At 65.3% G+C, this 22,294-nt stretch carries 28 protein-coding genes; 23 read left to right on the top strand and 5 right to left on the bottom strand.

Annotation, left to right across the window (positions count from 1 at the left end; translation table 11 throughout):
- The first annotated feature begins 474 nt into the window (after positions 1–474).
- From AC07OY_RS19710 to AC07OY_RS19655, 12 genes are all read left to right on the top strand, one after another.
- Positions 475–783, top strand: coding sequence for a hypothetical protein (locus AC07OY_RS19710; protein ID WP_495044317.1), 309 nt, complete (start codon positions 475–477; stop codon positions 781–783).
- 545 nt (positions 784–1,328) lie between these two features.
- Positions 1,329–1,727: a hypothetical protein gene (locus AC07OY_RS19705; protein ID WP_495044316.1), complete on the top strand. Its 399-nt coding sequence runs from the start codon at positions 1,329–1,331 to the stop codon at positions 1,725–1,727.
- Between the two features lie 87 nt (positions 1,728–1,814).
- Positions 1,815–2,165 (top strand): hypothetical protein, encoded by a 351-nt coding sequence (locus AC07OY_RS19700; RefSeq protein WP_495044315.1) that lies wholly within the window; start codon positions 1,815–1,817, stop codon positions 2,163–2,165.
- An 18-nt stretch (positions 2,166–2,183) separates the two neighbouring features.
- Positions 2,184–2,468: a barstar family protein gene (locus tag AC07OY_RS19695; RefSeq protein ID WP_495044314.1), complete on the top strand. Its 285-nt coding sequence runs from the start codon at positions 2,184–2,186 to the stop codon at positions 2,466–2,468.
- A gap of 62 nt (positions 2,469–2,530) precedes the next feature.
- The gene (locus AC07OY_RS19690; protein WP_495044313.1) at positions 2,531–2,923 is read left to right on the top strand and encodes a hypothetical protein; all 393 of its coding nucleotides are present in this window, start codon (positions 2,531–2,533) and stop codon (positions 2,921–2,923) included.
- Positions 2,924–2,985: 62 nt separating this feature from the next.
- Positions 2,986–3,306 (top strand): hypothetical protein, encoded by a 321-nt coding sequence (locus AC07OY_RS19685; protein ID WP_495044312.1) that lies wholly within the window; start codon positions 2,986–2,988, stop codon positions 3,304–3,306.
- A 72-nt stretch (positions 3,307–3,378) separates the two neighbouring features.
- Positions 3,379–3,864 (top strand): DMP19 family protein, encoded by a 486-nt coding sequence (locus tag AC07OY_RS19680; RefSeq protein ID WP_495044311.1) that lies wholly within the window; start codon positions 3,379–3,381, stop codon positions 3,862–3,864.
- Between the two features lie 25 nt (positions 3,865–3,889).
- Positions 3,890–4,192: a hypothetical protein gene (locus AC07OY_RS19675; protein WP_495044310.1), complete on the top strand. Its 303-nt coding sequence runs from the start codon at positions 3,890–3,892 to the stop codon at positions 4,190–4,192.
- Positions 4,193–4,750: 558 nt separating this feature from the next.
- Positions 4,751–4,987 carry a hypothetical protein gene (locus tag AC07OY_RS19670; RefSeq protein WP_495044309.1) on the top strand — a complete coding sequence of 79 codons (237 nt, stop codon included), beginning with the start codon at positions 4,751–4,753 and terminating at the stop codon, positions 4,985–4,987.
- 85 nt (positions 4,988–5,072) lie between these two features.
- Positions 5,073–5,381, top strand: a complete 309-nt coding sequence (locus AC07OY_RS19665) for a DUF6980 family protein (RefSeq protein WP_495044308.1) — start codon at positions 5,073–5,075, stop codon at positions 5,379–5,381.
- Between the two features lie 501 nt (positions 5,382–5,882).
- Complete coding sequence (locus AC07OY_RS19660) at positions 5,883–6,221, top strand: hypothetical protein (RefSeq protein WP_495044307.1); 339 nt, start codon at positions 5,883–5,885, stop codon at positions 6,219–6,221.
- Between the two features lie 898 nt (positions 6,222–7,119).
- Positions 7,120–7,494 (top strand): hypothetical protein, encoded by a 375-nt coding sequence (locus AC07OY_RS19655; RefSeq protein ID WP_495044306.1) that lies wholly within the window; start codon positions 7,120–7,122, stop codon positions 7,492–7,494.
- Between the two features lie 363 nt (positions 7,495–7,857).
- Here the strand turns inward: AC07OY_RS19655 and AC07OY_RS19650 are convergent, their stop codons facing one another.
- On the bottom strand, positions 7,858–8,940 hold the full coding sequence (locus tag AC07OY_RS19650; protein ID WP_495044305.1) for an IS110 family RNA-guided transposase: 1,083 nt from the start codon (positions 8,938–8,940) through the stop codon (positions 7,858–7,860).
- 158 nt (positions 8,941–9,098) lie between these two features.
- Here AC07OY_RS19650 and AC07OY_RS19645 point away from each other — a divergent pair, with 158 nt between their 5' ends.
- From AC07OY_RS19645 to AC07OY_RS19635, 3 genes are all read left to right on the top strand, one after another.
- Entirely contained in the window at positions 9,099–9,476 is a 378-nt protein-coding gene (locus AC07OY_RS19645) for a DUF6896 domain-containing protein (protein WP_495044304.1), read from the top strand.
- A gap of 81 nt (positions 9,477–9,557) precedes the next feature.
- Entirely contained in the window at positions 9,558–9,863 is a 306-nt protein-coding gene (locus tag AC07OY_RS19640) for a hypothetical protein (protein WP_495044303.1), read from the top strand.
- Between the two features lie 118 nt (positions 9,864–9,981).
- Positions 9,982–10,269 (top strand): hypothetical protein, encoded by a 288-nt coding sequence (locus tag AC07OY_RS19635; RefSeq protein ID WP_495044302.1) that lies wholly within the window; start codon positions 9,982–9,984, stop codon positions 10,267–10,269.
- A 212-nt stretch (positions 10,270–10,481) separates the two neighbouring features.
- On the opposite strand, the gene AC07OY_RS19630 is transcribed toward AC07OY_RS19635, so the two are convergent.
- From AC07OY_RS19630 to AC07OY_RS19615, 4 genes are all read right to left on the bottom strand, one after another.
- Positions 10,482–12,533, bottom strand: a complete 2,052-nt coding sequence (locus AC07OY_RS19630) for a M13 family metallopeptidase (protein WP_495044301.1) — start codon at positions 12,531–12,533, stop codon at positions 10,482–10,484.
- Positions 12,534–12,624: 91 nt separating this feature from the next.
- Positions 12,625–13,023 (bottom strand): hypothetical protein, encoded by a 399-nt coding sequence (locus tag AC07OY_RS19625; protein ID WP_495044300.1) that lies wholly within the window; start codon positions 13,021–13,023, stop codon positions 12,625–12,627.
- 123 nt (positions 13,024–13,146) lie between these two features.
- A complete protein-coding gene (locus tag AC07OY_RS19620) occupies positions 13,147–13,677 on the bottom strand; it encodes a DUF1439 domain-containing protein (protein ID WP_495044299.1) in 531 nt (176 codons plus the stop codon).
- Between the two features lie 59 nt (positions 13,678–13,736).
- Entirely contained in the window at positions 13,737–14,348 is a 612-nt protein-coding gene (locus tag AC07OY_RS19615) for a TetR/AcrR family transcriptional regulator (RefSeq protein ID WP_495044298.1), read from the bottom strand.
- Between the two features lie 122 nt (positions 14,349–14,470).
- Here AC07OY_RS19615 and AC07OY_RS19610 point away from each other — a divergent pair, with 122 nt between their 5' ends.
- From AC07OY_RS19610 to AC07OY_RS19575, 8 genes are all read left to right on the top strand, one after another.
- Complete coding sequence (locus AC07OY_RS19610; RefSeq protein WP_495044297.1) at positions 14,471–15,790, top strand: NAD(P)/FAD-dependent oxidoreductase; 1,320 nt, start codon at positions 14,471–14,473, stop codon at positions 15,788–15,790.
- A complete protein-coding gene (locus AC07OY_RS19605) occupies positions 15,787–16,554 on the top strand; it encodes a DUF1365 domain-containing protein (RefSeq protein ID WP_495044296.1) in 768 nt (255 codons plus the stop codon). The genes AC07OY_RS19610 and AC07OY_RS19605 overlap by 4 nt, the downstream gene beginning before the upstream one ends.
- A gap of 2 nt (positions 16,555–16,556) precedes the next feature.
- Positions 16,557–17,813 (top strand): class I SAM-dependent methyltransferase, encoded by a 1,257-nt coding sequence (locus tag AC07OY_RS19600; RefSeq protein WP_495044295.1) that lies wholly within the window; start codon positions 16,557–16,559, stop codon positions 17,811–17,813.
- Entirely contained in the window at positions 17,810–18,382 is a 573-nt protein-coding gene (locus tag AC07OY_RS19595) for a hypothetical protein (protein ID WP_495044294.1), read from the top strand. Before AC07OY_RS19600 ends, AC07OY_RS19595 begins: the two co-directional genes overlap by 4 nt.
- A 13-nt stretch (positions 18,383–18,395) precedes the next feature.
- Entirely contained in the window at positions 18,396–19,673 is a 1,278-nt protein-coding gene (locus AC07OY_RS19590; protein WP_495044293.1) for an MFS transporter, read from the top strand.
- Positions 19,670–20,206: a DUF3833 domain-containing protein gene (locus AC07OY_RS19585; RefSeq protein ID WP_495044292.1), complete on the top strand. Its 537-nt coding sequence runs from the start codon at positions 19,670–19,672 to the stop codon at positions 20,204–20,206. The genes AC07OY_RS19590 and AC07OY_RS19585 overlap by 4 nt, the downstream gene beginning before the upstream one ends.
- 3 nt (positions 20,207–20,209) lie before the next feature.
- Entirely contained in the window at positions 20,210–20,998 is a 789-nt protein-coding gene (locus tag AC07OY_RS19580; protein WP_495044291.1) for an SDR family NAD(P)-dependent oxidoreductase, read from the top strand.
- 100 nt (positions 20,999–21,098) lie between these two features.
- Positions 21,099–22,232, top strand: a complete 1,134-nt coding sequence (locus tag AC07OY_RS19575; protein ID WP_495044290.1) for a sigma-54 interaction domain-containing protein — start codon at positions 21,099–21,101, stop codon at positions 22,230–22,232.
- Positions 22,233–22,294: the final 62 nt, after the last annotated feature.

The raw sequence follows: 22,294 nt of genomic DNA, 5'->3' as shown, positions 1-22,294 counted from the left end.
AACCAATTGCTGCAGCGGACGGCTTCGCCGCCCGCTGAGCGCAAACGTTCGCCGTCACATGCTTAGCCTTGAGATTGCTCCGCCGGCGAAGACGGGTTCATGGCTGTACGCCGACAGCATGCCTTGCGAGGTACGCATCGTTCGACATCACACGCTGTACGGCACCGGTGACCATGAGGATCCGCCAGATATCTCGGAAGACAGAAGCGTCGAGTGCTTCTACGTGCTCTTTAGCACGCCCGTGGGCCAGCCTAAATGGGTAGGCGGAGGTGCCGCGCTCAGCCTCTTTGGAGCCGTTGCGTTGGCGGAGCAGAAACTTGGTCCATCGTTGGTCTGGGACACATAGAAATGCAGATCACATCGCATTGGTCTTCCCGCGCACACCCCTTCGTCACGGTGATGGCGAACCCTTCACTGCAGCGGACGGCTTCGCCGCCCGCTGAGTTTTGACGTTAAGCGGCATTGAAGGAAGTCATGGCGTACATCAAAGGCTCGACGTACATCTGGTCCGACGGGGAGAGTCTCCATCTGTGGTCCGAGACTGGGCTCGACAACTGGCAGTCAATGGAGGCCTATCGGGACAAGCCCAACGCGTCTGGTGTCCAGATTGCCGAGGCGGCAGCAGACGAATTTGCGGTTATGCGTTTCGCAGAACTGGTCAAACTTGGAAAAGCTCATGAAGTCATAGATCGGGCGCTTGTTCATGGCAACTTTGGAGGCACGGCGTTGGCAGAGCTGGCTTCTACTCTCAAGGCTATGCACCGTGGCAAAAATGCCTCTTAACCCTTCGCTCGATCCGACCCGCGACGGCATGCCGCTGCAGGCCGTCATTTCATTCTCGGCCTTCCGCGTCGTGCCGCCGCGGTCGGCTCAGCTCGAACGTTATGTCTCAGAGCAGCAGCGGTGAGAACGCCTCCATTCAAGTCCTATCGCCGTAGCGCCCCCAGCAGAGTCGGTGTGTACAACCCGCTAAAGCGGCGTCGCGCATACTGGCCGTTCCTGTTGATCGCCGAATTGCGGCTCCTGATGCATGGACTCTCCGAATGGGAGGAGCGATCGCGAGGCGCTATTAAGACGCGAATCCGTAGAAAGCGTGTCGAGGCCGTCCAGTTCTATCGCAAGAAGTTCGGCGGTCTCAGCGCAGACCGGTACTGGGTAGGCGAACGCATGCACACGAAGATTGGCGAGCAGGGGTTGCACGATCCAAAGACCGAGCAGAAGCGCGGGGTTATGTGGCATGAGACATAACAAGGCCGTCAACCCGGACGCCTTGCGGCGTCCCGGCGCTGCGCGCCTCCCTGCCGCAAGTCGCCGGTTACGTCTACGTTATGCCTGACCGGCCAATCCCATCACGCTTCACTCGCTCTGCGGAACTCGAGCCCCATGAGCTCAAGGAGTCCTTCGGCTGGGGCAAGTTCGTTCGCTATATTGAGTTCGCGGAAGACTCCTTTGCTCTCCGTCAAGTCGACGTTTATCTCAACGGCAATTCCGTTGCGTACGATCGCGAGCACTGGGAAGACGGCTTCGGCTGCCTGGCCGACTTCCGCTACGGGCACAAATGGGTGCAGCACTGGGGCGAGGCCATCGAAGTTTCGTCGCAAGAGTTTGAGCGGCACTGGTCGCGTGCCGAGTCGCTCCGTTCAAGCTTGAACTCGCCGCGTGTCACGCAACGGACCGCGCCGTGGATCGAGCTCTTCCAATCCGGCAAGTGGAAGGGTCAGGCATAACTATGTGTTGCAGCGGACGCCGGGGACGTCGTACGTCTCAACCCACCACCGCGGCCCGGCGCCGCTGAAAACGGCGTTGAGCCGCACATGATTCCCGTTGCTCCATCGGACTTCTGCCTCATTACGGACGAAGAGTCCTTGGCTTATGTGCGTGACATCGTCGAAGAATTGATGCGCCGCTTTGGCATCACGCGGGACGAGTGCGTCGGCCGCATCAATCAAGCCTGGTCGCACTGGCCTTCCGTCACCGGCGAGTACGAGCTTTATCGTGAGGCGCCGGCCTACTGGGCACATGAAGTCATGTTCGGGCACGATTCATTCTGGTGGCTCTCGGAGTCTGAGCGCACGCGTCAGGGCCTTGGTGCTTTGCGGCGCAGACCATACGCGGCCCATGCGGCCCAACCTTTCGCTCCATCGGACGGCTTCGCCGCCCGCTGAGCTTTCACGTTAGAAGGCATGCGATCCATCGTCATTGATTGCGGCGCAGTTCAGTCGGAGGCTGACTTCTGGTCCGCGTACGTTCGCACCGCCGAGCCAGAAGGCGCTGGCTACTTTGGCCGGAACCTTGATGCCTTCTGGGACGGGCTGAACGGCGGCCCAGGTTGGCCTGGCGAATGCCGGCTCCGGTTCATCAATACTTCTCCTCTCCAGGCGTTGCGTGGAGGGACGTTTCTTGAGGTGTTGCGCGATATCGCCAGCCGATCTACCGCAGTGGAGGTCAGCTTTGAGGGAGCCTTCTAACCTGTCGCTGCAGCGGACGGCTTCGCCGCCCGCTGACCTTGCGCGTTAGCCATCGGATAGACATGCTCGTTTTACGCGTTCAAGTGAACGAAGAGCCGCCCGTTGTTGGCGGGGCTGATGATCTCGGCGTCCTAAACGCGATCGTTACTGCCGCAGGAAAACTCGGCGATTCCGCGCGTTCAGGACGACCTGACGAACCGCCTGACATTCATCTGTTGGTTGGCGGACTGACGTCCCGCGCGGCGGGAGTTCCCGACGAGCACTTGCGCTGGGTAGGGCATCGCGAACTCCGCGTTGGCGATCGAATCGTCGTGGAGGTGCTTGAAGCCAATTCGGCAGACCCCATTGAATCGGGGCATGCCGCCAAGCAACGCGAAGACGACGAGCTCGAATACTTCGAACATTGCAAGCGCGCTTACTTGGAACTCCGGAGCAAATATGAGCCCGAGGGCTAACCTGTCGATGCAGCGGACGGCTTCGCTGTCCGCTGAGCTTGCACGTTGAAGCTCACGGAGGCATGGCTGTGACGAGTTCGGAGTTCGCGCTCATCCTCGCTTGGGTTCTATTTCCGCCGTGCGTGCTTGCGATTACGGTTCTTCTCGTTCTGCATCGCAAGAGCGCGGGTCGCCGCGTGAGCCGGACAGTCGCGGCCGCTTTGGTCTTGGTTGCCGCTTCGGCCTTTTTCTCGCTGGCGATGGTGTTCGCCAGCCCGTCAGGTCTTGGCTCGTATATCGGCATCCGAGATACGCCGGTTATGTGGGCACCGTTTGCCTTCATCGCTGTCGCGCTCGCGTTGCCTATCGCCATTTGGTGGGCGGCGCGAGGTAGGCAATGTTGAGCTTCAACCTGCCATTGGAGCGGACCGCCTTCGGCGTCCGCTCACTTTCACGTTGAACATCACATGGAACCAGTGGTAATCATCGATAGAGCAGAACTGGACGCTGATCCGAGTGCGCGACTGTGGGCACTCGTGCTCTATCTCGCAGAGCATCCCGATGATCAGCACCGCTCGGAGTTTCGTTCGTTCTGGCTAGCGTATAGCTATGACGCGCAGGTGCTGAATGGCGGACATCTTCAGTACTTTCACAACTGCGGAACTGGCGACGTTGCTGCGACCCTCGAAGCCCTTCATCAAGTCGGTGCTCTCGGTCGGGCAAAGCTGCTACCGGAGTGCTGGAGCCAAGTGAGGCGCGATCCCGTTGAGCCTGTTCGATCACTTCATGACTATTCGATCCTGGCGGCTCAGCGAACTTTCGCCGCAGAAGATGCTGCGTACTACGTTGAACGGCCGGAGCTTCTGACTCTGCTTGAGAGTCACTATGAACCTCTGCTTTCTGAAGCAGTTGCTGTTGATGTTCAACCCTTCGCTCCAGCGGACGGCTGCGCCGCCCGCTGAGCGCGCACGTTAGAGCCCACCAAGCATGTGGCAGCCAATCACTATCACCGAGTTGGATGCGATCGTGTCCGAGCAGTTGGGCGCGTGCACGTCGGAGCAGCAAACAGCCTTTGCCGGATATCGCGTGCCGTTCTACGCGGTTCCCATCCGCAGACTAGGGGCAGTTGAAAGCGTCTTCGTTGTCGCTGAGTTGCCCAACGGCCTGCTCTATTTCGCAGATGTGGAGGATGGCTTTGAAATCTCAGCGCTCGGCGCGGATGGCGCCATCCCTGACCAAGGTTGCAACCAGTACGAGCTTCGTCATGTTCTTACGCAAGCCGGGCTCTAACCTATTGCTGCAGCGGACGGCTCCGCCGCCCGCTGAGCGCCAACGTTAGGCCGCACAGTCAACCTCAGCAGTACGTCCCATAGCTAATCGCTGCATACCATGCAAAGCAGACTAAAGCGAACACAGAGGATTCACGAGAACGCCCGCCACGGTGATGTGCTTACCCTCGATGAGTACGCCCGCTACACGAAATCGCGTCGCAGGCTTCTCGTCGGTATGCTGGTAGCCGTCGGCTACTGTTTCGGCGTTGTACTCTTTGACAGAATCATTACTCTTGAACCGTATGGCTTGTACATCGGTATCGCCCTGTTTCCCATTACAGCATTTGTCATCTGGGGAATGGCTGGGTTTCGGTGTCCTGTATGCCGCAGCACTCCACAGGCAAAGTCCTTCAGCTTCGGTTCAAGTGAGGCGGCGTACTCTTCCATGGTCGCACTGTTCCCCAAGAACTGCTCGCACTGCGGGGTACGTTTTGCACCGGGCCCGTTGCGGGGCGAGGCCTAACCAGTCGCTGCAGCGGGCGGCGAAGCCGTCCGCTGAGCTTTCACGTTGAAGCGCATGGACAACGACTCGCTCACTTCCGCAGAGGCCTACTTGGCCATGTATGCGTTTTTGTCAAAGCAATACGACTTGGGTTGCGAAGAACTAGGCGCGATCCTCGGTTCGATGTCGCTCCTGCCGGACGGCGCCGCTGCAGATCCGGCGCTTGATCAGGATTGGAGCGAGGCTGTATCGGCGGCAAAGGCCGGCCGTGTCGACGCTAGGCTGCAGTTGAGCGAAGGCTCAGCAACATGATGGGCAAGCCTCTCTGCCACATTCGCTTCAACTTGTTGCTGCAGCGGACGGCTTCGCCGCCCGCTGAGCGCCGACGTTAAGCCGCATGCCAAAGCACTGTTGCGATGCGATGCAAGCTCAAGCGGAGTTCGCTTGCCCTGTCCATCCCGAGCCGGAGGACTGCCCTGACGCGCTCATCAGCTACTCAGACAGATTTCGGGAGTACGGCCTGTTCCTACACGACGGCGGGTCGAGCTCAATGGCAATCCACTTCTGCCCTTGGTGCGGAACCAGGCTCCCCGACTCCCTACGCACTCGGTGGTTTGAAGAGTTGGCGGCCCGTGGCTTCGATGATCCGTGGTCGCAGGAGATTCCTGAGGCATTTCGTACTGGTGCTTGGTATGGTGCGGCTTAACCCTTTGCTGCAGCGGACGGCTTCGCCGCCCGCTGAGCGCGAACGTTATGTCTCAGGGCAGCAGCGGTGAGAACGCCTCCATTCAAGTCCTATCGCCGTAGCGCCCCCAGCAGAGTCGGTGTGTACAACCCGCTAAAGCGGCGTCGCGCATACTGGCCGTTCCTGTTGAACGCCGAATTGCGGCTCCTGATGCATGGACTCTCCGAATGGGAGGAGCGATCGCGAGGCGCTATTAAGACGCGAATCCGTAGAAAGCGTGTCGAGGCCGTCCAGTTCTATCGCAAGAAGTTCGGCGGTCTCAGCGCAGACCGGTACTGGGTAGGCGAACGCATGCACACGAAGATTGGCGAGCAGGGGTTGCACGATCCAAAGACCGAGCAGAAGCGCGGGGTTATGTGGCATGAGACATAACAAGGCCGTCAACCCGGACGCCTTGCGGCGTCCCGGCGCTGCGCGCCTCCCTGCCGCAAGTCGCCGGTTACGTCTACGTTGGGCATCACCATGAACGTCGCGAGTGGCGTACCGGAAAAGGTCGAGCAGCGCGCACTGGCCGCGGTGGCCACTCACCCCTTGCATGCGGAGGCAAAGTCCTGGGCGTACTGCGTCAGTGATGTTTTCGAGGAGGCCAAGACATTCGTTGAACGATTGCGCCTGACGGATCAGGAGAAGGCGGAAGTTCAATCAGCTCTTCAGGACGTCGAAACGGTACTTGTGGTGAGCTACTGGACCGCGGAGCGGAAGCCGGAGCCAATGGCTGGCGGCGGAAAGCACTATGCGTTTTTCGTTCATCCACGGTCGTTTGTTGTTCTCCATTCAGGGGTGGGCACGTGGCGTTCATAGCGCGCTCCGTGTGCGCTGCCCAACCTTTCGCTGCAGCGGACGGCTTCGCCGTCCGCTGAGCTCGCACGTTATGCCGCAACGTAAGTACCGCGTGGTGCCGAGACATCTAAAGCCCTACCCAGGCTGTCTGGCTCGCATGCAGCCGGAGAGATTCCGTGGTGTCATCCGTAGCTGTTCCGTCCGGGTTAGAAACACATCTGGCGCTGCAAAGCGCATCCTGGCCCGTCGGTTAGAGCGATATGTGCACGCATACGTCCGCCGGTTTGGAATCGACGCCTTCGTTGAAAAGGCTCACGACTTACTTAGGCCGGTACGTCGTCGCAACTGGTTGCCCGGCGGGTATGCCCACTGGAGAGCGCAAAGAAGGGCAGCGGGCAGCAGTGGCCATGCGGCATAACAGGTTCTTCGACACGGACGCGCGGGTGCGTTCGCTCTCTCCGGTCACGCCCGTCGCGCGCGCCGGTCAAGTCCAACGTTGAGCGTCGAGTCAATGGAGGGCCGATGACCGTCACTGTGAGCAGCCTCGCCATTGAGCTCATTAAGCGAAAGCGGGTCTCCTTTTCCTTCTTTCTGCCCGGTGAAAGCCGTGAACGAGCGGCAGTCACCGTTCGTGAGTGCGAGGAATACGACTTCGCCGAGTATGGAGAACCCTATGAAGAAGGAGGAATGTTCGACGTTGGGCCAGCCGCGCCGGCGCACAAACCTACAGTCACAGAGTTGGAGTTCGAATCGGTCCATGAGGCCGGTCGAGCAGTCCTCGAGCGGCGTGCGTCAATCCAAGGCGAGCCTTGGCAAGACTCCTAGGACCAGCATGATGCTCAGCGATGCCCAACCCTTCGCTGCAGCGGACGGCTTCGCCGACCGCTGATCTTTGACGTTAGGCGGCAAGGAGTCATCTGTGGAGGAACCGTGGTTCATCCTCAGTAAACGCTACGGCGGAGATATTCGGGAGCCATCAGCTGAAGAGCTGAGGTCTGCGCTCTCAGAGGTCTACGTTGAAGACCATCCAAGCTTGACTCAAGCAGACTATGAGGAACATCCATCCGCATTCGTTCGGTATGGCACCGACTCGGGGCCAATGTATGTTCTGTATATCGGCCGTTCGAAAACGGCAACACTCGAGCAGTGGGCAGATCAAGACTTTGGAGACGAGCTTGCCCAGCCACTGTCCGTAGAAAACGTTTCACTAGAAGCGGCCATAGCCATGTGTAGCCAACTTCAAACAGGTCAAGTTGATGCGCTGCGCACTAGCTTCCAATTGCGCGGCAAATGAAAATCACACGCGCCGTGGTGCGCGAAGACTTGCCGCCTAACCCTTCTACAGGGACTTCCCGTTAAATAATCTCGTTAGCTTTGGTTGCTTCGATACGGGCCTTTCTGTTCTTCCTTCAAGACCGGATTCGGGTTCGATGCAGCGCCACAGAGAACAGACTGCACATCTACAGGCGGCCTTGTTGCACTCGTGGTCGGTGCGGGCCCAGATACCAACCGCTCAGCAGGGCTCCATTCATTCGCCGCCGTCGCCATGCATGGCGCGGCACAGGGTTAGTCGAGCTGGCCTGCTGCCGGTCTGACCTGTGTGATGCATCTTCGAACGCATGTCGTTGGGGAAGAAGGTGTTGCTGGTGGATAGGGCTCAGCCCGGCGTCGCAGCCGCTGTTGACGGCACCTCACCAGGCTTGACCGACACGTAGTTCGCGTCGAACTGTCGCCCCTTGGCCAGCAGCGCCCAGACGATGCGCGCGTTCTTGTTGGCCAGCGCCACCACGGCTTTTTGCCAGCCCACGCGGGTCAGCAATTGCACCAGCCACTGCGAGATCATGTCGCTGCGTTTGTGGGCCGTCATGACGGCCGATTTGGCGCCCTGGATCAGCAGCGTGCGCAGGTAGTCGTCACCGCGCTTGGTGATGCGCCCGAGTTGCGTCTTGCCGCCGCTGGAGTTCTGCCGGGGCACCAGGCCCAGCCACGAGCCGAACTGCGCGCCGTTCTTGAACTGCTTGAAGTCGCCCACTGTCGCCACCAGTGCCGGGGCGGTCACGGGGCCGATGCCACTGAGTTGGGCGGCCCTCTTGGCCTGCTCGTCCGAGCGCACATGCGCGGTGATGCGCTCGTCGCAGCTGGCGATGTGACACTCCAGCTCGACCCAGTGCAGCCGCGCCTCCTGCAGCGCCAGGCGGGCGATGCCGGGCAGCTCGTTGCTGGCGTCTTCCAGCACGTCGGCCAGGCCCAGGCGCAGTGCGTCGGGACTCTGCGCGAAGACGATGCCGAACTCGGTGAGCAGGCCGCGGATGCGGTTGATGCAGGCGGTGCGGTCTTCCTTGTAGCCCTCGCGCAGCCGGTGGATGGCCAGCAGCGCTTGCTGCGCGGACGTCTTCGCGGGCACGAAGCGCATGTGCGAGCGGCCGGCGGCCTCGCAGATGGCCGCCGCATCGTTGGCGTCGTTCTTGCCGCCCTTGCCAGCCATGCGATAGGGCGTGACGAAGTGGCCGGCGATGAGTCGTGCATCCAGGCCGAAGCCGCGCAGCTTGCGCGCCCAGTGGTGGGCGCCGCCGCAGGCCTCCATGGCGACTAGACAGCCGGCGGGCAGTTGCACGCACCAGGCGGCGAACTTGTCGGTGGGCAGCGCCTTGGCGACAACCACGCGGCCGTTGGCATCGACACCGTGGACCTGGATCACGCGCTTGGCCAGATCGATCCCGACTCGGGTAATCTCGTTCATGGGCTTCCCCTTTCACATGGCTGCAGATTGACGATTCGCACCATCAATCTAGGCGCTTTGACGCCGTTGGCCAGAAGGTGGGAAGTCCCTTCGTATTCCATCGAGAGGACTCGCCCCGGCAAGCCGGGGCGAGCCTCTCATGTCAAACGTTATGCAGCATGACTGAAAGAGTCGACCTCATCCGCCAGCTCATTCCGCTTTGGTACGCCGAGATGGCCTGGGCGAAGCAGTTGATCGTCCGAGCCTTTCAACTAGAGAAACCCGACGACATCCTGGGCATGCGGGGCCGGCGACCGATTCCAGGAACCAACTGGACCGTATGTACCCACGGCATTGGTGTTGATGTCTACAAGACGCCGGCTACTGGAGGGATTGATTTCGACTTCGACAAACCCGATCCGGACGTCTGGCGACTGCAGCTCTTCTTTGAGAAGCAGCTGAACGATGGCGCGCTGAACTACGACATGTATCGAGAGCTAGCCGAGAACGAGGAGCTTCTAGTCGCCTCGATCAAGGAGGCGCTCAATGCTGCATAACCTGCCATTAGAGCGGACCGCCTTCGGCGTCCGCTCACCTCCACGTTAGACGTCATGGACCAGGAGCGGTTGTCCGACCTCATGTCCCAGAACTTCCCTTGGGTCGAACCCGAGGACTTCACGTGGACCAACGTCCATGACGGCGTGGGCTCGAAGACTGACGTCATTTCCGAGATGCTGCGCGCAAATCTAGGCACTGGTGACGTCTTCGTCCAAGTGCTCCAGGACGAAGACGTCTATGTGGATCTTCCGGCGCATAGCGCGGCTGCATTCATCAGTCAGCATGTGCTCCAAGGGCGTATTCACGCATCGAACACCGACTTCAGTGGCTTTCTCGTCGTACTGCCCAACGGCGTCGCTACTGCGTGGACGTCGAGCTGGCCATGACGTCTAACAGGTCGTTCGACACGGACACGCACCGGCAGTACGCCGCAAGGCGCCTTGACAAGCCTGCGCCGTGCGGCGTACTGCCGGTGCGCGCCGATCGACTTCGACGTTAGACCTCATGGAGATCAAGCTCCTCGTCTGGCTCGGAGTTCCCGCTTTCGGCGCGTTACTCGGCCTCTTCATCCGACCAAGAACGTTGGCGTGGGTCTGCCTGGTTATTTTCGGAATTGCTGTTGCCGGCATCTTTGCGGGATACCAGACGGGGGACGAGAACTCTGGTTTCGCATTTGGCGTCGCTTCAATGGCGATCCCGTGGCTCGGTGCGCTTCTTGTGGGCGGAGCAGCAGCTAGCCGTGCCATCTTCAAGCGAGGTTCAGCGAAGAAAGATGGGAGCGATGGGGTCTAGCAGGGTGTTCGACCCGGACGCTCAAGCGCGTCCGCCTATGCACTACTACTGGTTCGTGAGCGCCGGTCAACTACGGCGTTAACCATCGTGGAAGCCAGCCTCGCAAGGAAGGCTGCCTCGTGCTCTGGCTTGTCATGCGCAAGTGAGATTCAGGGTGGCCGCAGGCGCGAGCTTCTTGATGCGCGCTTCCGAGCCTCCGTACTTCTCGGCGCTCACCACAGCTTCACACGCTGCTCCGGCGCCCGGTACATCTTGTCGCCCAGCTTGATGTCGAAGGCCTCGTAGAAGCCGGCCTGGTTGGCCAGCGTGCCCTTGACACGGAATTCGCCGGGCGAATGCGGGTCGCTCTTGAGCTGGACGATGGCGGCCTCTTCGCGCTGCAGCGTGCGGAACTTGACGGCCCAGCCGATGTACAGCCGCTGCTCGCCGGTCAGGCCGTCGATCACGGGCGAGGGCTTGCCGCCCAGGGACTTGCGGTAGGCCTTGTAGGCGATGGTCACGCCTGAGTTGTCGCCGATGTTCTCGCCCAGCGTGAACTGGCCGTTGACGTGGTAGCCCGGCACCGGACTGAAGGCGCTGTACTGCTGCACCAGGCCGTTGGCGCGTGCGGTGAAGGCGGCGCGGTCCTCCGCCGTCCACCAGTTGCGCAGATTGCCACGGCCGTCGTAGCGGCTGCCCTGGTCGTCGAAGCCATGGCTGATCTCGTGGCCGATGCTGGTGCCGACGGTGCCGTAGTTGATGGCGTCTTCGGCCCTCACGTCGAAGAAGGGCGGCTGAAGCAGCGCTGCCGGAAAGGTGATGGCGTTCTGCAGCGGGCTGTAGCTGGCGTTGACTGTCTGCGGCGTGAAGCCCCATTCGCCACGGTCCACCGGCTTGCCCAGCTTGCCGATGCCGCGGTCGAAGGCGTGACGGCGACCGGCGCGCACGTTGGCGATCAGGTCGGTGCTGCTGGTGGTCAGGGCCGTGTAGTCGCGCCAGACATCGGGGTAGCCGATCTTGGGCGTGAACAGCGCCAGCTTGGCCTGTGCCTCCTTCTTCGTGGCCGGGCTCATCCACTCCAGTTCAGCGATGCCTTCGCGGAAGGTGGCGAGAAAAGTGTTCACCATGGCCAGCACCCGCGCCTTGTTCTCGGGCGGGAAGTGCCGGGCCACGTAGAGCTTGCCCACCGCCTCGCCCATGACGGAGTCGACGAACACCTGAGCCTGGCGCCAGGGCGGTTCGTTCTCGGGCACGCCGCGCAGCACTGTGCCGGTGAATGCGAAGCGCTCATCAGCCGCGGCGCGCGCGAGGTAGGGCGCGTAGGCCGCCAGCACCTGCCACTTGAAATAGCTGCGCCACTGCTCCAGCGGCGCCTCGGCCACCAGCTTCGCCAGGCCCGCGAAGTAGCTGGGCTGGCGCACCACCACCGAATCGGCCTTGCCCGCGATGCCTGCAGCCCGCAAGTAGGCCGACCAGTCCAGTCCCGGCGCCTCCTCGGCCAGTTGCGCGAAGCTGCGGGGGTTGTAGGTCTTCAGGGCGTCGCGGCTCTCCACGCGGGTCCATTGCAGCTGCGCCAGCCGGGTCTCCAGGGCCAGCACATTGGCCGCGTGGCGCTCGGCCTGCGCGTCGCCCTGCATCGTGAAGAGCTTGGCGATGTGCTGCACATAGGCCTGCCGCACGGCCGTCAGCTTCTTGTCCGTGTCATTGAGGTAATAGTCGCGGTCGGGCAGGCCCAGCCCGGACTGGGAGGCGTAGACGACGTAGCGGTCAGCGTTCTGGGCATCCTGCCCGACGAAGACGCCGAAGGGCACGGTCACGCCCTGGCGTTCCAGCTCGGCCATCAAGGCGGCCAGGTCCTGGTGGCGGGTGACGGCCGCGATGCGCTCGAACTCGGGTACCAGCGGTGCAAAGCCGCGCGCGTCGCGCGCCTTGTCGTCGATGAAGGTGGTGTACAGGTCGGCGATCTTGCGGGTCTCGCTGCCGGCGGAGCCCGGGTTCTTCAGCACGTCCTCCAGGATCGCCCGCACCTGCAAGGCTGCCGTCTCGCGCAGCTCGTCGTAGGTGCCCCAGCGTGCCTTGCTGGCGGGGATCTGCGTGCTGCGCGCCCAGCGGCCGTTGATATAGGCGTAGAAGTCGTCCTGCAGCCTCACGGCCGGATCGAAGGACTTGACGTCGACCCCCGAGATCAAGGGCGTGCCTGCCTGCGCTGGCGTATCGGCCGCGAGCGCAGGCGCGGCCAGCCCCGACGCAGCCATGAACAGGAGACTGATGCAGGTCGACTTCATGACTTTCCTCGATGGGGCTTTCGATTCCGGTCATTTTTGCAGACGTCCCCCCTGACGCCACGTGCCAAACGTTTGCCCGGCCCGCAGGACTTCAGGACCGCAGGCGCTGCGTGTTCGCGCCAGCAGGCGCCCGCCGCTGCCAACCCTCCACCGCCGTCACCACCCCTTCCCACGCATTGCGGTCATACGTCACCGCCGCAAACAGGTTTTCCTTGCTCGGCTGCTGCCGGACCGCCGTGCTGGCGAGCCGCTCCAGCGGCTCACGCGCCGCGGCGACGCAGCCGGTCAGGTCGGTGAAGGTGGTGCCCAGGCGGTGGAAGAGCACGCCGCGCTGGAGTTCGGTGGCCTTCAGCGAGGCCGTCTCCTTGGCGCGCAGGAACACGCGCGCCTGGCCGTCGCCCAGCAACTCGACGCAGAACTCGCGGCGCCAGCCGGTCAGGGTTTGTTCAGTGGTCAGCGTGGTCGGGGCGTCATCGATGTGCAGGGTCATCGAGGCAGTCTGCATCACGCCCTGTGACACCCAGCCGACGGATGTATCGCGATGCTTCGAGGCAGGCCCAAGTGGGCCGCCTGCTAACCGCCGATTGCGACAAGTTGCGCGCTGTTTCCTGCGCTAGCGGACGAAGCTGATCCTCAGCTTGCCGTTGACGACCTTCACGTCCTGCACCACCAGCCTGGCCAGCGTGCCCTTGGCCGTGCGGGTGTCGATGGTGTAGACGGGATGGGCCTGCAGCTGTGACTTGATGACCTGAGGCCCGCGCCACTTGACGATCTCGGCGTATTCCGCGGGCAGGCCTTCAAACTCCAGCGTCGTGATCTGCAGGTCGTCCAGGAAGAGCTGGCCTTCGGCCGGCACATAGCGCGGCAGGCCGGAGAAGCCGACGCGCCCCGTGCGCTCGCGGTTGCCGGCCTTGACCTTGGCGTCGAGGTTGAGGCCGATGCGGTCCTCGCCCTCGGCCAGCACAACCACGGGGTTGGACAGGTCCAGGCATGCGATGACGATGCGGCAATGGTGAGTGGGAAAGCGCGGCTCGATGCGGGCCTGCAGTTCAGCCCGCTCGATGTCGAGGTGGGTGCTCGAGGCGCAGCCGACGGTGGCACAGGCGGCCAGGGCGGCGACGAGGGTGGCAGGGCGCAGGCTCATGGTCAGGCCCAGTGTGCCGCGCCGGCCGCGGCGATGACGTTGGTCATCGCAACAGGCCGTTATCTCAGCGCGAGCCCGTCGAAGGTGGTGGAGGTGACCCAGTCCAGGATCTGCTCGTGCGTGTACTGGCCTGAGTCCTTCAGCAGGGCGACGACGGGGTCGCAGGCGCGCGCGAACAGCGTGTAGAGCACGACTTCCGGCGGCAGGTCGGGACTGAGCTGGCCCCCGGTCTGGGCTTCGGTGATCCAGATGCTGAGGCGGTTGCTCAGCGCCAGCAGGCGGTCCATGTAGGCGTCGTTGGACTGCAGCGACGCACTCAGGTTGGAGTTGTGGGAGGGCAGGGAAGGCATCTCGCCTTCCAGCTGGGTCTGCATGGCCCAGCGCGCGACGGCCTTGAGCTGGGAGATGGCGGGGGTGTCGGAGCGCTCGCGCAGCGAGTCGACGAAGCCCAGCGCCCGGTCCAGCGCGCCCACCATGGCGGCGCCGGCCAGCTCTTCCTTGGAGGTGAAGAACTTGTACAGGCTGGCCTTGGCCAGGCCCGCCTCGGCGGCCACCTCGTCCACCGTCATCGCGTCATAGCCCTTGGTGGCCAGCAGGCGGTTGACGGCGCCCACGATGGCGTCCTGCCGCACGCGCTGCATCTGGTCTCGGATCGACGGACGGGCTCCCATGGGGTGGATTCTAGACCGCACGGATCGCTGCAAAAACTATTTGGTGCAAATTTTGAACTTATGAGTTATTGTTTGAACTCATCAGTTCACGTTTTGCTCTGACCAGTTCAGAAAAGGCCATCATGCAGCGCATTGCCGTCATCGGATCGGGGATTTCAGGCTTGGCAGCCGCCTGGCGCCTCACGTCCGCGCCGGGCGAGCACCGCGTCAGCCTGTTCGAGGCCGGCGGGCATTTCGGCGGCCATGCCAACACCGTGGACCTTTGCCTGGACGGCGTCGAGCATGGCGTGGACACCGGCTTCCTGGTGTTCAACCGCCGCACCTATCCGCTGCTGATCCAGCTCTTCGCCGACCTCGGCGTGGCGACGGCCGACTCCGACATGTCCTTCTCCGTGCAACTGCCCCGGGCCGACGGCCGCCCGGGCCTGGAGTGGAGCGGCAGCTCGCTGAACAGCGTGTTCGCCCAGAGGCGCAACCTGCTGAAGCCGCGCTTCTGGCACATGCTCAAGGAGATCCTGCGCTTCAACCGCCTGGCCACACAGCTGGCCGAAAGCGATGCCGACCTGGCCCTGCAAGGCTCGGTCGAGGGCTTCCTGGACCAGCACGGCTTCGGTGCCGGTTTCCGCGAGCACTATCTGCTGCCCATGATCGGCTGCATCTGGTCCTGCCCGGCCGACCAGATGCTGAAGTTCCCCATCGGCACGCTGCTGCGCTTTTGCCACAACCACGGCCTGATCCAGGTCAGCGACCGGCCGCAGTGGATGACGGTGAAGGGCGGCTCGCGCAACTATGTGCGGCGCATCGTGTCCCAGCTGCAGGACGCGCGGCTGAATACGCCGGTGCTGGGCCTGCAGCGCACGGGGCGCCAGGTGAGGCTGCAGACCGCCCAGGGCTGGGAGACCTTCGACGCCGTCGTGATGGCTTGCCACAGCGACCAGGCCCTGGCCCTGCTGGGCGGCGGCGCCAGCGATGACGAGCGCGCCGTGCTCGGCGCCATCCGCTACCAGCCCAATGTGGCGGTGCTGCATACCGATGCGGCGGTGCTGCCGCAGCGCGAGCTCGCCTGGGCGGCCTGGAACTACGAGCGCGCGGCCCACGCCGCCACCGAGCAGTCCCAGGTCTGCCTGCACTATCTGATCAACCGCCTGCAGCCTCTGCCCTGGCAGCAGCCGGTCGTCGTGTCCCTGAACCCGGTGCGGCCCATCCGCGACGAGCTGGTGCATCAGCGCATCGAGTACAGCCATCCCATCTTCGATCTGGCCGCCCTGCAGGCCCAGGCCCGCGTGGGCGAGCTGCAGGGGCGCCAGCGCACCTGGTTCTGCGGGGCCTGGTGCGGCTATGGCTTCCATGAGGACGGCCTGCGCGCCGGCTTCGCCGCGGCCGACGGCGTGCTGCAGGCCCTGGACGCCCGGGTGCCTGAAGCCGAGCGGAGCGCCGCATGAACGTCCCCTGGATGGGCTTCGGCACCATCTGGCACCGGCGCCTGCGGCCGGTGGCGCATGAGTTCCGCTACGGCAGCTATTTCCTGCTGCTGCCGCTGCGCAGCCTGCGCGAGCAGCCCAGCCCGGCGCTGAAGCGCAACCGCTGGGGCTGGTTGAGCTTTCACGACAGCGACCATGGCGCTGGCGGCAGCGATGCGCTGGCCTGGTTCGAGCAGCTGCTGGCCAGCGAGGGCATTGACGATGCCGACGGCGAGGTCTGGCTGCAGGCCTTCCCGCGCGTGCTGGGCTATGTCTTCAAGCCCGTCAGCTTCTGGTACGCCCATCGTGCCGACGGCTCGCTGGCCGCCGTGCTGGCCGAGGTCAACAACACCTTCGGCGAGCGCCATGCCTATCTGCTGGCCGGGCCCGAGCTGGCCTGGGGCGCCGAGAGCGCGGCGCGCAAGGTCTTCCATGTGTCGCCCTTCTGCGGCGTGGACGGCGAGTACCGCTTCCGCTTCGAGCGGCTGACGACGCTGGACGGCCTGCCCGCCCATTCGATGGCGCGGGTGGACCTGCATGACGCCCAGGGCCCGCTGCTGCAGACCAGCCTCGGCGGCGCGCTGGTGGCGCTGACGGCCGCCAGCGTGCGGCGCGCGATCTTCGGCATGCCCTTCATGACGCTGGGCGTCGTGCTGCGCATCCACTGGCAGGCGCTGCGGCTGTGGATCAAGCGCGTGCCCTTCTTCAGCAAACCCCAGGCACCCCAACGTTTCGTGAGCCGATGAGCATGAACTCACAACCCTTCATTGCCAGCCCGACGCGGCCGGCTTCCTTGCCAGCCCCCGCCACCCGCCTGCTGCGCCTGCTGGAGCGCCTGCCCGTCGGCCAGCTCGAGCTGCGCTGCCCCGACGGCTCGATGCTGCGCTTCCCTGCTCGCGCGCCCATCGCCGGCGAGATGCGCGCCACGCTGCAGCTGCACGACTGGGGCCTGTTCGAGCGCACGCTGAAGTCCGGCGACATCGGCTTCGCCGAAAGCTTCATTGACGGCGACTGGGACAGCCCCGACCTCAGCCAGCTGCTGCGCCTGTGCCTGGCCAACCGCGAGCACATCGAAGGCCTGATCTATGGCCGCTGGTGGGGCCGCCTGGCCTATCGGCTGCGCCATCTGCTGCGACGCAATTCCCGCGCCGGCAGCGCCAAGAACATCCACGCCCATTACGACCTCGGCAACGATTTCTACCGCCTCTGGCTGGACCCCGGCATGAGCTACAGCGCCGCCTGGTTCGAGGGGCAGGACGCGCGTGGCGCCGACCTGGTGGCGGCCCAGGCGGCCAAGTTCCGCCGCGCGCTGCGCGAGGCCGGCGTGGCGCCGGGCGCCCGCGTGCTGGAGATTGGCTGCGGCTGGGGCGGCCTGGCCGAGCTGGCCGCCAGCGAGTTCGGTGCCGAGGTGACGGGCGTCACGCTGTCCGCGGAGCAGCTGACGTGGGGCCAGCAGCGCATGCGGGCCGCCGGCCTCGAAGACAAGGTGGAGCTGCGCTACCAGGACTATCGCGACCTGCCGGCCCGCCATGCCCGCGAGCCCTTCGACGCCATCGTCTCCATCGAGATGTTCGAGGCCGTCGGCCACGAGTACTGGGCCGGCTACTTCCAGACGCTGAACGCCTGTCTCAAGCCTGGCGGCAAGGCCTGCATCCAGAGCATCACCATCCGCGACGACCTGTTCCCGCGCTATCTGCGCTCGACGGACTTCATCCAGCAGTACATCTTCCCCGGCGGCCTGCTGCCCAGCCCGTCGGCCTTCGAGGCCGAGGCCCGCCGCGCCGGCTTCGTCGTCGAGAACCGCCTGGCCTTCGGCGCCGACTATGCCGAGACGCTGAGGCGCTGGCGCGATGCCTTCGTGGCCCGTCTCGATGCCGTGCAGGCCCAGGGCTTCGACCGGCGTTTCCAGCGCATCTGGAGCTTCTATCTGGCCTACTGTGAAGCCGCCTTCGACGCCGGCAACACCGATGTCATCCAGTTCACGCTGAGAAAGCCCGGCCCATGAGCCGCCAGGCGCTGTCGCGACGCGGGGCCCTGGCCCGGCTTGCGGCCGCTGCCGCCATCCATCCCATTGCCATGTCACAAGCCATCGCTGAAACCCCGCCTTCCACCGAAGTCCTGGCGCTGCTGCCCCAGGCCCGCTTGCAGGGCAGCGGTGTGCTGCGCTTCTTCGGCCTGCGCGTCTACGAGGCTCGCCTGTGGACGGCGCCGGGCTTCGAGGCCGACGGTTACGCCAGCCGGCCCTTCGTCCTGGAGCTGGCCTATGACCGCCGCCTGGAGGGCATGGCCATCGCCGAGCGCTCGGTGGCCGAGATGCGGCGCGTCGGCAGCTTCGACGAGGCCAAGGCCAAGCGCTGGCTGGCGCTGATGGCCAAGGCCTTCCCCGATGTCATCGCCGGCGACCGCCTGCTCGGCTTCAACAACGGCGAGGGCGAGGTGCGCTTCTTCCACAACGGCCGGCTGACCGCGCAGGCGCTGGATGCGGAGTACGCGCGCCTGTTCTTCGGCATCTGGCTGGCGAAGCAGACCTCGGCGCCCGCGCTGCGCGAGTCCCTGCTCGGCCTGTCGCGCTGAATCCAGGCCAGCCATGTCCGCCTCCGCCATCGCCACCGCAGCGCCCGCCCTCGGCTGGCGCCGTGGCCTGGCCTATGGGGCCCTGGGCGTGCCGCTGGCCTTCGTGTCCCTGCCCCTCTACGTCAACCTGCCCTACCACTACGCCTCGGCCTTCGGCATGCCGCTGGCCACGCTGGGCCTGGTCATGCTGGCCGTGCGCCTGCTGGACGCCTTCATCGACCCGGCGCTCGGCCGCGCGGCCGATGCGCTGTTCCGCCGTGGCCGCGCCTGGCAGGCCGCGGCTTTGGGCAGCGTGGTGCTGGCCGCCGCCTTCGCCGCGCTGTGGCTGCCGCCGTCGACCCGGCCCGATGCGCTGCTCGCCTGGCTGGCCGCGGCCCTGCTGCTGAGCACCCTGGCCTACAGCGGCGTCAGCATCCTGCACCAGTGCTGGGGTGCGCGCTGGGGCGGCGGGCCGGAGTGGCGCGCCCAGGTGACGGGCTGGCGCGAGGCCGGCACGCTGACCGGCGTGCTGCTGGCAAGTGCGCTGCCGGCCCTGCTGGGCTGGACGGCTACCAGCGTTGCGCTGGCCGTGCTGCTGGTGGCGGGCCTGCTGGGTCTGAGCCGGCTGGAGGTCGCGAAGACCTCTGACGTCGATGCGCGGCCGGCCGCAGCTTCGGCCTGGCGCGACGCGGGCTTTCGCCAGCTGCTGGCCGTCTTCATGCTGAACGGCATCGCCAATGCCGTCCCGGCGACGCTGCTGCCCTTCTTCATCGCCGACCGCCTGCAGCTGCCGCATTGGCAGGCGCCGCTGCTGCTGGCCTACTTCGGCGCGGCCGTGCTGGGCCTGCCGCTGTGGGTGCGCGCGGCCGGCCGCTGGGGCTTGGCGCCCGTGTGGCGGGTCGGCATGGTGGCCAGCGTGCTCGCCTTTGCCGCCACGCCGCTGCTGGGTGCCGGCGACGGCATCGCTTTCGCCGCCATCTGCGGCCTCAGCGGCCTGGCCCTGGGCGCCGACCTCGCGCTGCCGGGCGCGCTGTTGACCGGCGTCATCCACCGCAGCGGCGCGGGCCAGAGCGGCGAGGGCGTCTACATCGGCTGGTGGACCTGCGCCACCAAGCTCAATCTCGCGCTGGCCGCCGGCCTGGCCCTGCCGCTGCTGGCGGCCCTGGGCTATCGCAGCGGCGGCGCCGAGCCTGCCGGCCTGCAGGCCCTCGCCCTGGCCTATGGCGGCCTGCCCTGTCTGTTGAAGCTGGCCGCCGCCGCCGCGCTGTGGCGCGCCGAGGGCCTCAACCCGAGCTGGAAGGAACGCGGATGAAAGCCATCCCCCGCCGAACCCTGTTGGCCCTGACCGCCGCCGCCACCCTGGCCGGCTGCGCGGGCCCGCAGGTGCATGACTACGCCCGCGAGGCGCCGCGCCTGGACCTGCGCGACTTCCTCAGCGGCGAGCTGACCGCCAAGGGCATCTTCACGGACCGCTCGGGCCGCGTCGTCAAGCGCTTCAGCGTGAAGATGAGCGGGCGCTGGGAGGGCGACAGCGGCGTGCTCGACGAGCATTTCCTGTACAGCGACGGCAGCACCCAGCGCCGCATCTGGCGGCTCAAGTCCCTGGGCCAGGGGCGCTACAGCGGCACGGCGGACGATGTCGTCGGCGAGGCCTTGGGCGAGAGTGCCGGCAATGCCTTCCGCTGGGCCTACACCCTGGCCCTGCCGGTGGACGGCAAGGTCTGGAACGTCGTGCTCGACGACTGGATGTTCCTGATGGACGAGCGCACGATCCTGAACCGCTCGGCCATGAGCAAGTTCGGCCTGCACCTGGGCGACGTGACCCTGGTCATCACGCGGAACTGATCCATGTCGCTGTTCTCGCCCCTCAACCCACCGCTGCATGACTGGCAGGGCCGCTGGGTCTGGGTCATCGGCGCCTCCTCGGGCATCGGCCGCGCGACGGCGGCCGCGCTGGCGCAGCGGGGCGCGCGCGTCATCGTCTCGGCCCGGCAGCGCGAGGCCCTCGAGGCCTTCGCGCGCGAGCACCCGGGCGCCATCGCGCTGCCGCTGGATGTCACGCAGCCCGACGCCATGCGCGCCGCGGGCGAGCGGGTGCAACTGCACGCGCAAGGCGCGCCCGCGCTGGTGATGTATTGCGCCGGCCATTACCAGCCCATGCGTGCCACCGCCTTCGACAGCGCCGAGGTGCAGCGCCATCTCGAGGTCAACTACCTCGGCGTGCTGCATCTGCTCGACGCCATGCTGCCGTCGCTGGTCGCCGCGGGCCGAGGCCATCTCTGCCTGGTGGGCAGCGTCGCGGCCTACCGCGGCCTGCCGCTGTCCCTGGCCTATGGCCCCACCAAGGCCGCGCTGAACAACCTGGCCGAGACCCTCTACCTGGACCTGCATCCGCTGGGCCTGGGCGTGTCCATCGTCAACCCCGGCTTCGTCGACACGCCGCTGACGGCCGGCAACGAGTTCCACATGCCGGGCCTGATCTCACCCGAGCAGGCAGCCCAGCACATCTTGCGTGGCTGGGCCCGGGGGCGCTTCGAGATGAACTTCCCGCGCCGCTTCACGGCTTTCATGCGGCTGCTGCGCTGCCTGCCTGATGCCTGGTATTTCGCCGCCGTGCGCCGCACCACCGGCGCCTGAATGAGAAGCTAGGGGGGGGGGCGGCCCCGGCGCCGAGCGCATATCCATCTGCGCAAAGCGGCGTTCCCTGTTTGCCGGGTGCTGCCTAGAGTGCCGGGCAATGACACGCCTGCTCACCTTCCCCGACTCCCAGCACCAGGTGCTGTCGATCCGCGCCAAGGCCTTGGTGTTCGACGACCCGGCCTCGCGCGCCCTGCTGGCCCAGGCCGAGCGCGTGGCCGCGAGCGACGCCACCGTTCTCATCATTGGCGAGACCGGCACCGGCAAGGAGCTGATCGCCCGCCACATCCACAACAGCAGCGGTCGCCGCGGCCCCTTCCTGGCCGTCAACTGCGGTGCCTTCACCGAGCAGCTCGTCGAGGCGGAACTCTTCGGCCATGAGGCTGGTTCCTACACGGGCGCCACCAGCGCGCGCGCCGGCTGGTTCGAGGCCGCGGCCGACGGCACGCTCTTCCTCGACGAGGTCGGCGACCTGCCGCTGTCCGTGCAGGTCAAGCTGCTGCGCGTGCTGCAGGAGCGCCAGGTCGTGCGGATCGGCTCGCGCAAGCCCATCGACGTGCGCGTGCGCCTGGTGGCCGCCACCAATGTGAGGCTGGAGCAGGCCGTGGCCGCCGGCCATTTCCGCGCCGACCTGTACTACCGCCTCAGCGTCGCCACGCTGCAGCTGGCTCCTCTCGCCCAGCGCCCGGGCGACATCCTGGCGCTGGCCGAGCATTTCATCGAGGTCTACAGCCGCCGCCTCGGGCTGACCCAGGTGCGCCTCAGTGCGGAAGCGCGCGACGCCCTGCTGAGCTATGCCTGGCCCGGCAATATCCGCGAGCTGGAAAACGTCATCCACTACGCGCTGATCATCTGCCGCGACGGCAGCATCGCCCGCGAGGACCTGCAGCTGCATGCCGTTGCGCGGCCCGTGCCCGCCACCGCCGTGGCCACGCCGCCGGCCGAAGTGGTGGCCGAGGAAGTGCTGGAGCGCGTCTTCGATCGGCTGTTCGACGAGGCGCCCCAAGCCCTGCATTCGCGCGTCGAATCCGCGCTCATCCGCGCCGCCTACCGCCACTGCCACCACAACCAGGTGCATACCGCGGCCCTGCTCGGCATCACCCGCAATGTGCTGCGCACCCACCTGAAGCGCCTGGACCTGCTGCCCGTGCCGCGCGCCACGCCGGCGCGCATTGCTCACGAGGCGGTGCATGAGCCTGACCACCAGGACGATCGTCTTCACGTCGCTGCATGAGCTAAGGCGAGAAGCTTAGTTCGTGCTTCATCGTGCGCTGCGCACACTGCAGCGCCCCCATC

The organism is Roseateles sp. GW821-FHT09H10, from assembly GCF_059415865.1.
This window is presented reverse-complemented; position numbering and strand designations above follow the sequence as displayed.

Bases quoted from the DNA above. Each gene is read 5' to 3' on its own strand.
- AC07OY_RS19710 (WP_495044317.1), top strand. From the start codon at position 475: ATGGCGTACATCAAAGGCTCGACGTACATCTGGTCCGACGGGGAGAGT.
- AC07OY_RS19705 (WP_495044316.1), top strand. From the start codon at position 1,329: ATGCCTGACCGGCCAATCCCATCACGCTTCACTCGCTCTGCGGAACTC.
- AC07OY_RS19700 (WP_495044315.1), top strand. From the start codon at position 1,815: ATGATTCCCGTTGCTCCATCGGACTTCTGCCTCATTACGGACGAAGAG.
- AC07OY_RS19695 (WP_495044314.1), top strand. From the start codon at position 2,184: ATGCGATCCATCGTCATTGATTGCGGCGCAGTTCAGTCGGAGGCTGAC.
- AC07OY_RS19690 (WP_495044313.1), top strand. From the start codon at position 2,531: ATGCTCGTTTTACGCGTTCAAGTGAACGAAGAGCCGCCCGTTGTTGGC.
- AC07OY_RS19685 (WP_495044312.1), top strand. From the start codon at position 2,986: ATGGCTGTGACGAGTTCGGAGTTCGCGCTCATCCTCGCTTGGGTTCTA.
- AC07OY_RS19675 (WP_495044310.1), top strand. From the start codon at position 3,890: ATGTGGCAGCCAATCACTATCACCGAGTTGGATGCGATCGTGTCCGAG.
- AC07OY_RS19670 (WP_495044309.1), top strand. From the start codon at position 4,751: ATGGACAACGACTCGCTCACTTCCGCAGAGGCCTACTTGGCCATGTAT.
- AC07OY_RS19665 (WP_495044308.1), top strand. From the start codon at position 5,073: ATGCCAAAGCACTGTTGCGATGCGATGCAAGCTCAAGCGGAGTTCGCT.
- AC07OY_RS19660 (WP_495044307.1), top strand. From the start codon at position 5,883: ATGAACGTCGCGAGTGGCGTACCGGAAAAGGTCGAGCAGCGCGCACTG.
- AC07OY_RS19650 (WP_495044305.1), bottom strand. From the start codon at position 8,940: ATGAACGAGATTACCCGAGTCGGGATCGATCTGGCCAAGCGCGTGATC.
- AC07OY_RS19645 (WP_495044304.1), top strand. From the start codon at position 9,099: ATGACTGAAAGAGTCGACCTCATCCGCCAGCTCATTCCGCTTTGGTAC.
- AC07OY_RS19640 (WP_495044303.1), top strand. From the start codon at position 9,558: ATGTCCCAGAACTTCCCTTGGGTCGAACCCGAGGACTTCACGTGGACC.
- AC07OY_RS19635 (WP_495044302.1), top strand. From the start codon at position 9,982: ATGGAGATCAAGCTCCTCGTCTGGCTCGGAGTTCCCGCTTTCGGCGCG.
- AC07OY_RS19630 (WP_495044301.1), bottom strand. From the start codon at position 12,533: ATGAAGTCGACCTGCATCAGTCTCCTGTTCATGGCTGCGTCGGGGCTG.
- AC07OY_RS19625 (WP_495044300.1), bottom strand. From the start codon at position 13,023: ATGACCCTGCACATCGATGACGCCCCGACCACGCTGACCACTGAACAA.
- AC07OY_RS19620 (WP_495044299.1), bottom strand. From the start codon at position 13,677: ATGAGCCTGCGCCCTGCCACCCTCGTCGCCGCCCTGGCCGCCTGTGCC.
- AC07OY_RS19615 (WP_495044298.1), bottom strand. From the start codon at position 14,348: ATGGGAGCCCGTCCGTCGATCCGAGACCAGATGCAGCGCGTGCGGCAG.
- AC07OY_RS19610 (WP_495044297.1), top strand. From the start codon at position 14,471: ATGCAGCGCATTGCCGTCATCGGATCGGGGATTTCAGGCTTGGCAGCC.
- AC07OY_RS19605 (WP_495044296.1), top strand. From the start codon at position 15,787: ATGAACGTCCCCTGGATGGGCTTCGGCACCATCTGGCACCGGCGCCTG.
- AC07OY_RS19600 (WP_495044295.1), top strand. From the start codon at position 16,557: ATGAACTCACAACCCTTCATTGCCAGCCCGACGCGGCCGGCTTCCTTG.
- AC07OY_RS19595 (WP_495044294.1), top strand. From the start codon at position 17,810: ATGAGCCGCCAGGCGCTGTCGCGACGCGGGGCCCTGGCCCGGCTTGCG.
- AC07OY_RS19590 (WP_495044293.1), top strand. From the start codon at position 18,396: ATGTCCGCCTCCGCCATCGCCACCGCAGCGCCCGCCCTCGGCTGGCGC.
- AC07OY_RS19585 (WP_495044292.1), top strand. From the start codon at position 19,670: ATGAAAGCCATCCCCCGCCGAACCCTGTTGGCCCTGACCGCCGCCGCC.
- AC07OY_RS19580 (WP_495044291.1), top strand. From the start codon at position 20,210: ATGTCGCTGTTCTCGCCCCTCAACCCACCGCTGCATGACTGGCAGGGC.
- AC07OY_RS19575 (WP_495044290.1), top strand. From the start codon at position 21,099: ATGACACGCCTGCTCACCTTCCCCGACTCCCAGCACCAGGTGCTGTCG.